Below are 13,962 nucleotides of genomic sequence, written 5' to 3'. Positions count from 1 at the left end.
TTCCCAATATAGATAATCGCTGTCATACTGAACAACATTTGCCTGCAATACGGTTTTTCCTGAAGGAGCAAAGTCAGGTTCATATTCAAAACTCTTTACTGACATTCTTGAAACACTTTGATTGCCTATCATAAATGGTTCACAGTCAAAGAATATCGTATCTTTTTTGTGATAGGCTGATAAATCAATGGAACAAGCTATTTGGAAACCGCTAATTAAAGGATAACGATCAGAGTTTTGATAAACTTCTTCCCATCTTTTATTCAAATATTGATTGCCAATTAAGTTGTTAAACAAAACATTGGTATCGGCAGCGGAAATAATATAATCTGCTAAAACTTCTTTTTGGTTGTCTAGTAAGATACCATAAGCTTTTTTGTTTTTAATAAGAATTTTTTCTACAGAAGTATTGCAGTATAAATTGCCGCCAAGTGATTTGAATTTATCAACCATTCGATTTGCCATTGCAAGGGAACCTTTCGCGGGAATTCCACCGTTGCCACATGTGATTGTTGCATAGGAAACAATAAAAGAAGAAGCAATGTATTCTTTTGGTAAGTAATCTATAAAAAGTTTCTGAAGAGCAGGATGTTGAAAGCGAGCACTTAAATCTTCTAAATTGATTTTTCCGTATTCCTTCATTACTTTTGGCATGTTTGCCATACTTTTACCCATCTCAATATAATCTTTTACCTTCATCATATCCATAGGTTTGTCACTTGGCATCTGGCAGGATTCAGCATATCTAACATGTTCAATGAACTTTTTGATTTCGTCGGTATCCTCTGGTGAAAAGAGTAGCAGTTCTTTTTCTGTTCGATCTAAATCATTCCATAGAGTAACTTCTTGACCATTGTGGCAGCTTGTATAGAAAGCTTCTGTTTCTGCAAGCATTGTATTGGAATCAAGTGCACCAACATCTTCCCAAACTTTTCTTAAACTCGTACCTTCTTTTGTTCCTGTTAACCAATGAATACAATTGTCTATATGATGGCCATTGCGATTCCAACCCATACATTCACCACCAGCTACATGATTCTTTTCATAAATCGTTACATCATAACCTGCTTTTTTTCCGTAGATGCCAGCTGCTAGTCCAGCAATTCCGCCCCCAATAATAATTAGTTTTTTCATCTGTCTCCTCCTGTTAAGATATCTAGTAACCATTGTGTGTTTGGCAATGGCATGTTAGGTGTAACTGCTGATAATTCCATAATTCCTTGAACACTTCCCCAGAAAGCATATGCTAGAGCCTCTGGGTTTCCTTCGCGAAAGCGACCTTCTACCTGACCTTGCTTAATCAGTGCAATTGATTGTTCAATTTGGTCTGTCTGCATAGATAATTCTCGAATATGTTCTGGAACACCTTCTCCACGCCTAGCTTGAAACATTAATACAAACATTTGCATAACCCATGGCTGCGCTTTGCTGTATTCGAATAGCATAGTTAGAAAGTTTGCAAAATAAGAATAGGGATTATCATATTCTAATTTTGATGGGGCTTTTGTTCCTTCAATTCCGATTCGAACAAGTTCTTCATAAAGCTGTTCTTTGGATTCAAAATAGTGAAAGAGTAGTCCTGTACTCATATTAGCAGCTTTGGCAATATCGTTTATCTTTGTTTCGCGAAATCCTTTGGTTACGAAAAGTTCCAATGCCTTCGCAATAATGAGTTGTCGTCGTTGTTCTTTTTGTTCTGATCGAGATGTCATGCTCGCCCTCCAATTTATATATGATTTATGTATTTTGAAATATATTTAGATGTTGAAAATAAATTCATTGAATATTGATTCAATTAAAGTATATGTTAATTTATAGAAAGTGTCAAGAGGAAAGATGTTTTTTTATTAGTCGATATATGTTAGACTAGAAATGTAAGATAAGGGAAACAAATTAGTATTGTGTTATATGAGGGGGGATAACGTGAAAAAGATTAATTCCATAGGATATGGTGGCAAAGTTATTTTCATAGGAATCCTATTTGCATTTATAATTCCAATAGGTATCATGCTTATTCCGTACAAATGTATTCCGCTAGATGTGATTTCAAAGATTTCTTTTTTGATAGGGATTCTTATCTTGATTTTGTTTACAATATGGTTAATGATTGAGTTAAGACAAGACAAAAGAATAAATGCGCATTATGAGAAGAATAGGGATAAAAAGATATTGATTCAAAGTGGGCAGTTTGAATGTCAAGCATGTGGAAATCAACATGTGAAAGCAGAAGACAAGAGTTGCAGTGTTTGCGGGATTGTGTTTAAATAAAGTTATTAAGATTAAAATAGGGGGAAATCGGTATGCGTTTATTAATAAAACAAAGAGTTTTTTCATGGGCAGATTCTTATGATATATACGATGAGCAAGGGAATGTAAGATATTTTGTAAAGGCGGAATTGATTGCATTGGGGCACCAGCTTCATGTGTATGATTGCAATCGCAATGAGATTGGTATGATTAAGCAAAAGCTTCTTACCTTTATGCCAGCATTTGAAGTAGAAGTAGGGGGAAGAACCGTAGGAAGAATTCGAAAACAATTTACGATGTTTCGACCTAAGTATGAAATTGATTTTAATGGATGGAGAGTAGAGGGTGATTTCTTCGGCTGGGATTATGATGTGTATTCTGGAAACAGTCAAATTATCCATATATCGAAAGAGTTCTTTCATTGGGGCGATACGTATGTAATTGATATTGCGAATCCAGCGGATGAACTTATGGGAATGATGCTTGTAATTGCGATTGATGCAGCGAACTGTTCGGGGAGGGATTAAGATGAAGATGAAGAAGTATTCACATATAGCAAGCATATTGTTTAAGATTGCGGCAATGATTTATAGTGTATTAACAATAAAGCATATTTGGCATGGTGAAAATTTCGCCTTATCGATGTCTTTGGCAGCTTGTTGTTGGATTCTTTCTAGTGAAAACACATTTTGGAGTGGAAAGAAGAAGTTTACGAAATAAATGGTCAGTAAAATAATAAAGAAAAATTTGTTGTGAGAGGTGACATATGTATACCTTTGAATATCAGTTTTTTCCTAAATCAATGGAAGATACGGAAGTTGACAAATTTGATAGTGAGATGCAGTGGTTTATCTCCTCATTATATAAAAATGGACAAATCCTTCGAGATTATCAAAATACTGTTAGATTAAATGATTCTTACCAATATCGAGTAGTAGCACTAGAGAAAATATCATTGGAACGGAAGCTTTATAATAAATATAGCGAAGAATTTTTTCAAAGCGTGTTGGAACTGTCTGCAAAACCACTTTACTATTTTATGTTTAAATATTATTCTAAAAACAGAAAAGAGTGTTCTTGTTGTGGTGATTCGTGGGAGAACTCTAATCAAAAATACAGATATGACTATGTATGCCATAGATGTAGGCTTGTGTCGGAGGATATGGGGTGAATAGGCTGGAAGAGATATCTATTTATAGAACATATTTCTGTTATAAAATTACAATAAACACATAGGAGAAATTCATGCTAGGAATATACTTTAGTGGAACAGGCAACTCAAAATACTGTATAGAGAAATTTGTACAAACATATGATAGTAAGGCAAAAGCTTTTTCTATTGAAGATAAAGAACTGTTACAACATATTGAAAAACATGAAACGATTGTTTTTAGTTATCCAGTTCAGTACAGTAATATCCCCAAAATACTAAGAGACTTTATTGACAATAATAAAACTTTATGGAAGGGAAAACGAGTTTTTGTTATAGCGACAATGGGCTTGTTTAGTGGTGATGGTTCAGGTGTATTAGCTAGGTTATTAAAAAAATATGGTGCTGTTGTAATTGGTGGACTTCATTTGAAGATGCCAGATAGTATCGGTGATGAAAAGGCTTTAAAACGCTCTTTAGAAAAGAATAAAGAATTGATAAGAAATGCAGAGAAAAAAATTGAGCAGGCAGTAAGACAGCTACGAGAAAACAAACCAACACAAGAAGGTCTGGGCATTTGGTATCAGCTTGCAGGACTATTTGGGCAGAGGTTATATTTTATAAACAAAACCAAACGATATACAGATAAGTTGAAGATAGATTCTCAGAAATGCATTGGCTGCAAAAGATGTGTAACATTATGTCCTATGAAAAATATAAGAATGAACGATAAAATTGCTGTTTCGGATAATCAATGTACAATGTGCTATCGCTGTGTAAATAACTGTCCAAGGCAGGCAATTACTTTGTTGGGAAGACAAGTTGTTGAACAAAGTGTGGTTGAGAAGTATTTATGAGGTATGAGAGATGCTAATTGAAATTAAAGATAGAACGAAAACACTAATCACGGAATTAGTTGCAGTATGGGATGCTTCTGTAAAGGCAACGCATACATTTTTAGGGGAGAAAGATGTCATTGCCTTACGTCCATTTGTAGAAACAGGACTTGAAGAAATTGATAAACTCGTTGTAGCGTATGATAATCATAAAGCAGTAGGGTTTATGGGAATAGCGCAAGGAAAGGTTGAAATGCTATTTCTTGAGCCAACATATATCGGAAAAGGGATAGGCAAGAATTTGATGTTAAAAGCAATTGACGAGTATACAGTATCTTATGTTGATGTAAACGAGCAAAATCCACATGCCGTAGTTTTTTATAAAAGTTTTGGTTTTGAAGTGTTTGAGCGTACAGAAGTTGATGAACAGGGAAATCCATTTCCTATTTTGAAACTAAGACGAAACACGAAGATGTGTCATTAGTCATATTCTTAGATAAAATCCTTGTAGTTAATATGATAGAATAAGAATGTAGAAAAATGGATTACTAAAGAGAAAGAATATAAGAATGTGATCCTACGATGTGCTTTAGAGTGAATTATTGAAAAGGGGAGTATAAATATTGAAAGATTATGTAGAGGTTTTCAAGAAGAATATTGAACAAAATAATGATAGCATGATAGAAGAAGCAATGAAATGTTTGAATGAATTTGCGGAATATTTTGAGCATGAGGATTTAGCAGGAATGGATTCGTGTTGTCATTTTCCGCATTATTTATTAAGTGGAAATGAAGTTGTATGTTGGGAAACAGCAGGGGCATTGCCAAAAGATTTTTTTGAAACGTTAAAGCAAAGTGGATTCAAGCGTACGGTTGTAACAAAGCGTGAACCAATTTTAGTATCAGAGAACAAGGTACATTTTTTATATAGTTATTATCGTGAAAATGTTTCAGGGGAAATAATGAGCCGACATGATAATGTGTGGATTGTAACATATAAGAATGGAAAATGGGGTATACAGGTAAGGTCGTATTAGTACTATGAAATGATTTTATTTAAATCATGAAAGACCATTATTACATAGCAAGGAGGAGTCAAATGTACTTTCAATATGGTGAAACAGAGATAGAATACTTAAAAAGCAGAGATAAAAAACTAGCAGAAGTCATTGATAAGATTGGACATATCGATAGAAAAACAGACAAGGATTTATTTTCATCGGTGGTTCATCATATTGTCGGACAGCAGATTTCAACAAAGGCGCAGGCGACAATCTGGAAGCGAATGAATGATGAATTAGGAGAGATTAATGCGATGACGATTTGTGGAGCTGAGATAGAGAAACTTCAGTCGTTTGGCATGACGTATCGTAAAGTAGAATATATCAAAGACTTTGCAGGAAAAGTGCAAGAGGGGACATTTGAGTTAGAAGGAATTTGGGAAAAGTCAGACGAAGAAGTCATTAAAGAACTATCTGCACTGAAAGGAATAGGAAAGTGGACAGCAGAAATGATACTTCTGTTTTGTATGGAAAGACCTGATATACTAAGTTATGATGATTTGGCAATTCAAAGAGGACTACGTATGGTATATCATCACAGAAAAATAGATAAAAAGCTATTTGAGAAGTATCGAAGACGATACAGTCCTTATGGAAGTGTGGCAAGTTTGTACCTTTGGGCAGTAGCAGGTGGAGCTATTGAGGGTATGAAAGATTTTGCTCCTAAAAAAACGAGGTGATCTAATGAGATATGAATATACTAATGGAAACAATAAAGACTTTATTACACTGTGTCACGCATTGGATGATTTCCTAAATGAGTTAGTTGGTGGTGAGGAAAATAGGGCACAATATGTATCGTATAATGCTCTTGACGATATACATGATGTGATTTTAGTCTATGACGATGATTTGGTAGTAGGATGTGCAAGTTTTAAAAGATACGATGATACCTGTGCGGAGGTAAAAAGAGTATTTATCCGTCCAGAATATCGTGGAAAAGGAATATCGAGACAGTTGATGAATCGGCTTGAGCAGCAGGCAAGAGATAAGAACTTCTTATATTTGATATTAGAGTCAGGAGAACCGTTAGTTGCTGCGATGGCGTTATATCGTGCAATTGGATATAACGTAATTCCGAATTATGGGCAGTATGTAGATATGTCAGATTCGGTTTGTATGAAGAAAGAATTATAAAGTGTTGCTGAGAGTTGAACCGTTGGTATTATGCCAGCGGTCTTTTCTTATAGAAAAATTACTATAAATCAAAGAAATATAGAGGTGCATTTATATACAAAAGTTATTACAATAGGCAAGAATACAAGTAAACTTTGCAAGTGTTTTACCTGTCAGAACTGCAACACAAAACTACGAATATCTATTTTTACTTGTAAAAAATGAAGAAATAGTACATAGCATCCACCGAATATAAAATGTATAATATGGAAGTTAACTACACTTAATGGTTGACTAGATGTGCGTATAATGGAACTATAATGGAGGGAATGGGATGAAGCAAAAAGAATTTTCACTAGGGAAAAACATAGGGTATGTAATTCGAGTGATTTGGAAATTCGATAAGATACTCTATTTATTTCTGTGTATTGAGATTTTATTAGGTGCAGTCATACCTTTTATGGGTGTGTATTTACCTAAGATGGTAATTGATTTGATTGAAAAATCAAAAGGTTCAAGTGAAATTATAAGGACGTTGGGTGGATTTTGCTTATTAATGGCAGTTGTATATGGGATACATGCCTATGTGATGGCGGCAAAGTATTGGAAATATAATACGCTGAATATGAGATATCTGTATGATTTATTTAAGAAAACATTGACTTGTGATTATAGAACAATAGAAAGTGACAGTGGACAGACAAGATATCAAAAGGCACTTAATAGTGTGTCCAGTGGGGATTCTTCGGGATTTTCAAGAATGATTCCTGCGTTAGTGAATCTAATGATCGGGATTGTTGGATTAGTATTATATTCTGCCGTTCTTACGAAGTTACATATCATAATTCCGATATTGCTGATTGCTGGCTCTATGATTAATTATGTTTTCCTGCGATATGTAAAGAATTATATAAGCAAGAATAAAGTGCATTGGTCTTTCCTAGACAAGCAGTTGCAGTATCTTGAGACAACAGCAACCGATTTTTCTTTTGGAAAAGATATTCGTTTGTTTCAGTTGAAAAATTGGATTCTAGGTAAGAGAGATAACGTACATAAAGAGCGAATTGACTGGGATAGGAAAATTGAGAATAGACAATTGTTGACTACGATAGTAGATGCAACGATTATCGTATTGCGTGATGGTTTAGCATATGCGTATCTGATTACGCAGATTTATCAACATAAAATCTCGATTGCAGAATTCATTCTATTCTTCGGGATTATTAGTGAATTTTCTAATTGGATAACAGCGTTGGTGAAAGAATTTAACAACTTAACAATGATTCATGTTCAGATTACGGACATGAGAGATTTTATGGAAAACACAAACACGGAAGATGCGAATAAAACAGGGGATATACAAAAACTCAAGGAAATCAAAGAGATTCGATTTGAAGATGTTTCTTTTTCTTATGGTGAGTACAAGGTGTTGAACCATTTTAACATGACAATATATAAAGGGGAAAAGATTGCGTTGGTTGGTTTAAATGGTGCTGGTAAAACGACATTAGTTAAGCTGCTTTGTGGTTTTTATCGCCCGGAGGAAGGAAGAATTCTAATCAATGGGGAAGATACGGCGCAGTATGCGAGTACGGATTTATTTACTTTGTTTGCGACGGTATTTCAAGATACGTATATACTGCCGTTCTCCATATCAGAAAATATCGGCTTACAGCCAAAAGAAGAAATCGATACAAATCGTGTGATGGCATGTATAGAAAAAGCAGGGTTAAAAGAAGTAGTTCAGAATTTGGAGCATGGAATTGATACGAATATGTTAAAAGTTCTTGATGAACATGGGGTTCAATTGTCAGGAGGACAGACGCAGAAATTATTATTGGCGCGTGCGTTATATAAAGATGCTCCGATCTTGATACTGGATGAGCCAACGGCTGCATTTGACCCGATTGCAGAGCATGAATTATATCTTAGCTACTATGATTTGACAAAGGACAAAACTTCTATCTTTATAACACATCGTCTGGCAAGTACACAATTTTGTGATAAAATCCTTCTGATTGAAAATGGAACTATCATAGAAGAAGGAAGTCATTCTGGTTTACTCCATAAGGGAGGACGCTATCAAGAAATATTTGATATGCAGAAAAAGAATTATATGGACGAAGTCAGCGTGAAAAGTGATACTAAGATGTCAGAAGACGCTGTCTAAGAATTACAAAAGCTTCGCACTATCTTGAGGAAAGGCATGGTTATTATATGAAAGAGAAGAAAAGCAAGTCTATTAATAGTTTGAGATATATTCATATGTTGGATCGGTTGATATTTCCGCTTATTATAGTAAAAAGTATCGTGCAAGTAGCCAGTAATCTTGCAATCGTGTTAGTATCAACGAATCTGATAAATCAAATGGAAAACAATGTGGAGAAAGCAACGATATTAAAAGTAGCTATGCTTGGTGTTTTAATTATATTTGCATTGAAAGTACTAGGTTCTTTCACGAACAAATATCTAGTCATTCGTAAAAATGCGTGTGACAGAAATTATAATTTTAAAGTGGGAGACAAGGCGTTAGAGGTAGATTTCCCTCAATTAGAGAATCGCAAAGTAGATGAACTAAAGCAACATATTAGAGAGGACAATAACTGGGGAGCAGGAATACTTAGTATTTATCAAGCGTTCGAAAGTTTGGTTCAAAATGTTGTTACTGTGATAGGGAATCTTGTTGTGGTGTTGCCATTTTTCTTAAATAAGGGAATTTATAAATCAAGTTATCTCTATCTGCTTGTTATCCTGTTTGTTGTTATCACAGTGATTTCTGTATTTATTAACAGCAAGTATCTTAAAACATATGTGTATAAAGTAATGGATCAAATGTCTCACAATGTAAAATTATTTTTCTTCTTTTTGTTTGATGGAGCATTTGATTATAAGTCTGGAAAAGACGTAAGAATTTATCAGGCACAATCCTTGATTGATTCTCATGTAGGCAAGGGAGAGCTTGGATATCTGAAAAAGCAGTATAGTAAATTAGCATTAGCATCAGGAATTGGTAGTGCAGTAGAAGGCATAGGTGCTGCATTGCTGACAGGAGGAACGTACTTAACAATTGCTTTATTAGCAAGTGCCAATTCTGTAATTAAAATCGGAAGTGTAATTCGATATGCCTCTTGTTTATCTACATTAGTAAAGAGTCTTAATAAATTGACAGAAGATATAACATCCATCAGCAAATCATTGGAACGACAAGGCAGTCGAATGCAGTTTTTTGATATAGAAGAAGTGCTGGAGAAAGGAAATGAAACATTGGAATTAAAAGCAGACGAAGAGTTTGCAATTGAATTCAAAGATGTATCTTTTCGATATGACCCAACACAAGAATATGTACTTAATCATATTTCTGTAAAAATAAAAAAAGGGGATTGTACAGCAATTGTAGGTTTAAATGGTAGCGGAAAGACTACATTTATTAAATTACTATGCAGATTATATGACCCAACGGAGGGAGAAATCTTACTAAACGGAGTTAATATTAAGAAATATCGTTATGAAGATTATATGAAAATACTATCTGTTGTTTTTCAAGATTTCCAGTTGTTCTCATTTGGCTTAGGCGAGAATATTGCAGGAAGTCAATTATTCGATGAAGACAGAGTGAAATCATGTATACAAGAAGCTGGTTTGGAAGAGCGCTATAGTAAGATGAGCAAGGGAATGAATACATCTCTCTATCGAAATCTGGATGAAGAGGGAGTTGAAGTATCTGGTGGTGAAGCTCAAAAAATCGCAATTGCAAGAGCGTTGTATAAGCAAGCATCTCTTATGATTCTTGATGAACCAACAGCAGCACTTGACCCAGTAGCAGAATACGATATCTATACACGCCTTAACGAGATTACAAAAGGCAGGACAACGATATTCATATCGCATCGTTTGTATTCTTGCAAATTCTGTGAGAGAATTATTGTTTTCCAAGATGGAAAGATTGTAGAGGAAGGTGTTCATAAAGAGTTGTTAGAGAGAAAAGGTCTGTATCAGGATATGTGGAATACGCAGGTGCAGTATTATATGGATGCGGTAATGGTATAGAGGTGGTGAGAATCCCTTAATCGGAAGTGTTGGGCTTTTGGTTAAGGGATTTTTGGAATGGACGAAATATGAATAAAATTTAAGTGAAAAGTTGAATGAAAGCATATGGAACAATTGTTCTGTGTGCTTTCTTGTGCTAGAATGAATATAGATTATGACTAGTATAAAAACTAGTAAGGAGGTATTATAATGTACTATTCAACAACACACCAATCACCTATAGGAACAATCACCCTTGCCTGCAACAAGGATAGTCTTGTCGGCCTATGGTTAGATGGACAAAAATACCATGGTGGTACAATTTCAGAAGAAATGCAGAAAAATGATATGATGCCAATATTCGATAACGTTAAAAAATGGCTAGACAGATATTTTGCAGGAGAGAAGCCTGCTATATCGGAACTTTCTCTAGCTCCTATTGGCAGTGAGTTTCGTCAAGGCGTATGGGATATCTTATGTGAGATACCTTACGGAGACGTTATTACATATGGCGATATCGCTAAGAAGATGGCAGTGAAAATGAATAGGGAGAGCATGTCAAGTCAAGCGGTAGGAGGAGCTGTTGGACATAATCCGATATCAATTATTATCCCATGCCACCGAGTTGTAGGGGCAAATGGAAGTCTGACAGGTTATGCTGGAGGGATTGATAACAAAGTAAAGTTACTCGAACTAGAGGGTGTTGATATATCAAATATGTTTATACCTAAGAAGGGGACAGCTCTTTAATGTTGCCTAAGTGGTAGCATCGCCCTAGTTGAAATGGTTAATACATTTTGAATATCTAAATCATAAACAGTCAATAAAAATGCATGATATATTGTTTTTTTACCATAGGAATTCTTGTAGGTATTTAATAGAATGAATACATAGTTAGTATAAGTGTGAAGATAAATTCTAAGGCATAAAAAGACGTTGTCTAAGAATATCGAAAACTTTAAATGGGAGCATGGAAAAAAAGCAAAGGAGACTAAAAATGCCTAATTATCAAGTATTATGTTACACAAGAATTCCAGAAGAAGATGCTATTTACTCGGCAAAGCTTGCGTATAGTATGCATCTTGCAGTTAAGATGCTTGACAGTGATTTTGAAGTTCTAAATCACAATGCAGGAGTATTATATGCGAAAGCAACACAGAATGAAGATGGTACGTTAAATCGAATGAGCCTTAAAAATCCGTGGATTTTTGAGAAGGAAGATGGCTCTTATGGTGTTATCGCGCAACGAATAAAGGCAAGTGTAGAGGAAGATGATACAAGTAAAGGGAAATTATTATATTTTGAATCTAAGGATTTGTTAGAATATAAAGAAATGCCATTACTTGATTTGCCTGAATCAGAATTTATAGAAGATGCTAGTTGCGAGTACATAAATGAATTAGGAACGTATCGTTTGTATTGGAAAAATAGCATTGGAAAGTGTTATGAATTAGATGCTAATAATCTTTCAGATATAAGCGATTCTGTGGATAGAAGAGAAGTTGATGAAATTAATAGAGAATCAATAGAAACAACAATTAAAGGTGCAGTTACACGTAATGTAATTGAAGTACCAAAACATATAGCAGTTAGAATTCAAAGAAAACTAACAGTGCCTGAGAATGTAGCAAATGAAGTGCCTAAAAGTATTATCGCATCAACAGAAGAGGACGTTAAGAACGTAAAAGCACTAGCTCGTTATAGTGATGGAAGTACAGTAGAGAAACCAGTGAAATGGAATCTGGAAAATGTTGATTTTAATATGTCAGGTAGCTATCTTGTTACAGGAGAAGTAGACCAAAAGAATTATGAATTTCCAATTGCAATCAATCGTGCAGACCCATGTGTAGGAAAATGGAATGGAAAATACTATTTTATAGCAACAAATGATGCGGATAAAGAGAATACAATGTACATAAGAGAGGCGGATTCGCTTGCTGGTCTTGTTGATGCACCAGAATCTTTAATACTGGATACGAAAACATATCCCCATATTGGAAACCTGCTATGGGCACCAGAATTTCATGTTATTAAGGGAAAACTATATATTTTCCATGCCGCAACTCCAGGAAACTTTCGTGAGGAACAGTGTCATGTCATGATGTTAAAAGAGAATGGTAATCCATTGAACGCCTCTGACTGGACGATGCCAATTCGAGTACTTAAAAAAGATGGTTCTTTCTTGTATGGTAAAGAGGGAATCACACTGGATATGACAGTATTTGAGATAAAAGATCGATACTATGCGATGTGGTCACAACGTCAGTTTGAACCAGTAGATCAAGGTGCATGGATATATCTTGCGGAGATTAATCCAGATGAACCTTGGAAATTAATTTCTGATCCCGTACTGGTTTCCATGCCAGATTACGGCTGGGCAAATAATCGTGTATTTGTTGATGAAGGGCCGTATGCACTTATCACAGAGAAAAAGTTATTTGTTACATTTTCAAGTTCCTTAGTGGACAGTACGTATGTAGTAGGATTACTTAGTGCTGATCTAGATGCAGATTTGTTAGAGCCTGACAACTGGACAAAATGCAATTATCCGATTATGTCATGCCGTACAAAAGAGGGCGAAACAGGAACAGGTCATAATGCCTATGTTCAAGATGATGATGGATTGACTTGGAATATCTATCATGCTAGAACAGGAGTGGAAGGCCCAAGATGTACAGGATTTAGAAGAGTACATTTTGATACAGAAGGTTATCCATTGTTAGAGTTAACGCAAGAAAAGGATTTGAAGCTAGAGTTAGCTAAGGTGGAGATGCTGGTTGTGGTGAAGGAAAAGATAAAATAAAAACAGAACAAATGTTTGTGTTATTTTCTCTTTTATGATAGAATAGAGAGTGAGATGTAGAGTGAGTTGGGTCTTGACATATGTTAAACAAGACGCTCAGACAGATACGTTACAGAAGAGGAAGCACTTTGAATGGGCTAATTTGGAAATTTGCATCGTGCCATTAGAATAGACTTTATATCTCATCTATGATATAATCAAATCAACGATTACTACATAAAAGAGAGGGTGTGATATTACATGACAAACGATGAATTGTTACAAGCGATTTATAACAATATGCAAAATATGCAACAAGATATGTCAGAAATGAAATATGATATTAAAGATTTAAAACAGGATGTCACAGAATTAAAAGAAGACGTCACGGTGTTAAAGCAAGACGTCACAGAATTAAAAGAAGATGTCACAGTGTTAAAACAAGACGTCACAGAATTAAAAGAAGATGTCACAGTGTTAAAAGAAGACGTCACAGAATTAAAAGAAGATGTCACAGTGTTAAAGCAAGATGTCACAGAATTAAAAGAAGACGTCACAGTGCTAAAGCAAGATGTCGCAGAATTAAAAGAAGACGTGACAGTGTTAAAGCAAGATGTCACAGAATTAAAAGAAGACGTGACAGTGTTAAAGCAAGATGTCGCAGAATTAAAAGAAGACGTCACAGTGTTAAAGCAAGATGTCGCAGAATTAAAAGAAGACGTCACAGTGCTAAAGCAAGATGTC

General features: G+C 35.0%; 15 protein-coding genes and 1 pseudogene. 14 read left to right on the top strand and 2 right to left on the bottom strand.

Going from position 1 to position 13,962, the window contains the following annotated elements:
• The coding region (locus RMR19_RS21060; RefSeq protein WP_310605476.1) for a phytoene desaturase family protein at positions 1 to 1,134 on the bottom strand (1,134 nt) is incomplete at its 3' end.
• On the bottom strand, positions 1,131 to 1,712 hold the full coding sequence (locus tag RMR19_RS21055; RefSeq protein WP_310605475.1) for a TetR/AcrR family transcriptional regulator: 582 nt from the start codon (positions 1,710 to 1,712) through the stop codon (positions 1,131 to 1,133). The genes RMR19_RS21060 and RMR19_RS21055, both read right to left, overlap by 4 nt.
• Before the next feature lie 211 nt (positions 1,713 to 1,923).
• Here RMR19_RS21055 and RMR19_RS21050 point away from each other — a divergent pair, with 211 nt between their 5' ends.
• The 14 genes and pseudogenes from RMR19_RS21050 to RMR19_RS20985 form a co-directional block, all read left to right on the top strand.
• Positions 1,924 to 2,268, top strand: coding sequence for a hypothetical protein (locus RMR19_RS21050; RefSeq protein ID WP_310605474.1), 345 nt, complete (start codon positions 1,924 to 1,926; stop codon positions 2,266 to 2,268).
• A gap of 32 nt (positions 2,269 to 2,300) precedes the next feature.
• Positions 2,301 to 2,774, top strand: a complete 474-nt coding sequence (locus tag RMR19_RS21045) for an LURP-one-related/scramblase family protein (RefSeq protein ID WP_310605473.1) — start codon at positions 2,301 to 2,303, stop codon at positions 2,772 to 2,774.
• A 1-nt stretch (position 2,775) separates the two neighbouring features.
• Complete coding sequence (locus tag RMR19_RS21040; RefSeq protein ID WP_310605472.1) at positions 2,776 to 2,967, top strand: hypothetical protein; 192 nt, start codon at positions 2,776 to 2,778, stop codon at positions 2,965 to 2,967.
• A gap of 46 nt (positions 2,968 to 3,013) precedes the next feature.
• On the top strand, positions 3,014 to 3,418 hold the full coding sequence (locus RMR19_RS21035) for a DUF2310 family Zn-ribbon-containing protein (RefSeq protein ID WP_310605471.1): 405 nt from the start codon (positions 3,014 to 3,016) through the stop codon (positions 3,416 to 3,418).
• A 74-nt stretch (positions 3,419 to 3,492) separates the two neighbouring features.
• Positions 3,493 to 4,254 carry an EFR1 family ferrodoxin gene (locus RMR19_RS21030; protein WP_310605470.1) on the top strand — a complete coding sequence of 254 codons (762 nt, stop codon included), beginning with the start codon at positions 3,493 to 3,495 and terminating at the stop codon, positions 4,252 to 4,254.
• Positions 4,255 to 4,264: 10 nt separating this feature from the next.
• Positions 4,265 to 4,717, top strand: coding sequence for a GNAT family N-acetyltransferase (locus tag RMR19_RS21025; protein WP_310605469.1), 453 nt, complete (start codon positions 4,265 to 4,267; stop codon positions 4,715 to 4,717).
• A 139-nt stretch (positions 4,718 to 4,856) separates the two neighbouring features.
• Positions 4,857 to 5,270, top strand: a complete 414-nt coding sequence (locus RMR19_RS21020; RefSeq protein ID WP_310605468.1) for a hypothetical protein — start codon at positions 4,857 to 4,859, stop codon at positions 5,268 to 5,270.
• Between the two features lie 62 nt (positions 5,271 to 5,332).
• Entirely contained in the window at positions 5,333 to 5,974 is a 642-nt protein-coding gene (locus RMR19_RS21015; RefSeq protein ID WP_310605467.1) for a DNA-3-methyladenine glycosylase family protein, read from the top strand.
• A gap of 4 nt (positions 5,975 to 5,978) precedes the next feature.
• Positions 5,979 to 6,431: a GNAT family N-acetyltransferase gene (locus RMR19_RS21010; protein WP_310605466.1), complete on the top strand. Its 453-nt coding sequence runs from the start codon at positions 5,979 to 5,981 to the stop codon at positions 6,429 to 6,431.
• 313 nt (positions 6,432 to 6,744) lie between these two features.
• Positions 6,745 to 8,580, top strand: a complete 1,836-nt coding sequence (locus RMR19_RS21005) for an ABC transporter ATP-binding protein (RefSeq protein ID WP_310605465.1) — start codon at positions 6,745 to 6,747, stop codon at positions 8,578 to 8,580.
• A 47-nt stretch (positions 8,581 to 8,627) separates the two neighbouring features.
• Positions 8,628 to 10,457, top strand: a complete 1,830-nt coding sequence (locus RMR19_RS21000) for an ABC transporter ATP-binding protein (RefSeq protein WP_310605464.1) — start codon at positions 8,628 to 8,630, stop codon at positions 10,455 to 10,457.
• A 189-nt stretch (positions 10,458 to 10,646) separates the two neighbouring features.
• Positions 10,647 to 11,186: a methylated-DNA--[protein]-cysteine S-methyltransferase gene (locus tag RMR19_RS20995; protein WP_310605463.1), complete on the top strand. Its 540-nt coding sequence runs from the start codon at positions 10,647 to 10,649 to the stop codon at positions 11,184 to 11,186.
• A gap of 247 nt (positions 11,187 to 11,433) precedes the next feature.
• Positions 11,434 to 13,239: a family 43 glycosylhydrolase gene (locus RMR19_RS20990; protein ID WP_310605462.1), complete on the top strand. Its 1,806-nt coding sequence runs from the start codon at positions 11,434 to 11,436 to the stop codon at positions 13,237 to 13,239.
• A gap of 240 nt (positions 13,240 to 13,479) precedes the next feature.
• Positions 13,480 to 13,962: pseudogene (locus tag RMR19_RS20985) on the top strand (hypothetical protein); the annotation flags it as partial.

The sequence above is a fragment of the Anaerosporobacter sp. genome, assembly GCF_031551385.1.
Taxonomy (GTDB): Bacteria; Bacillota; Clostridia; order Lachnospirales; family Lachnospiraceae; genus Anaerosporobacter.
Note: the sequence above shows the minus strand (reverse complement) of the source record. Positions and strands in the feature narration are given on the sequence as shown.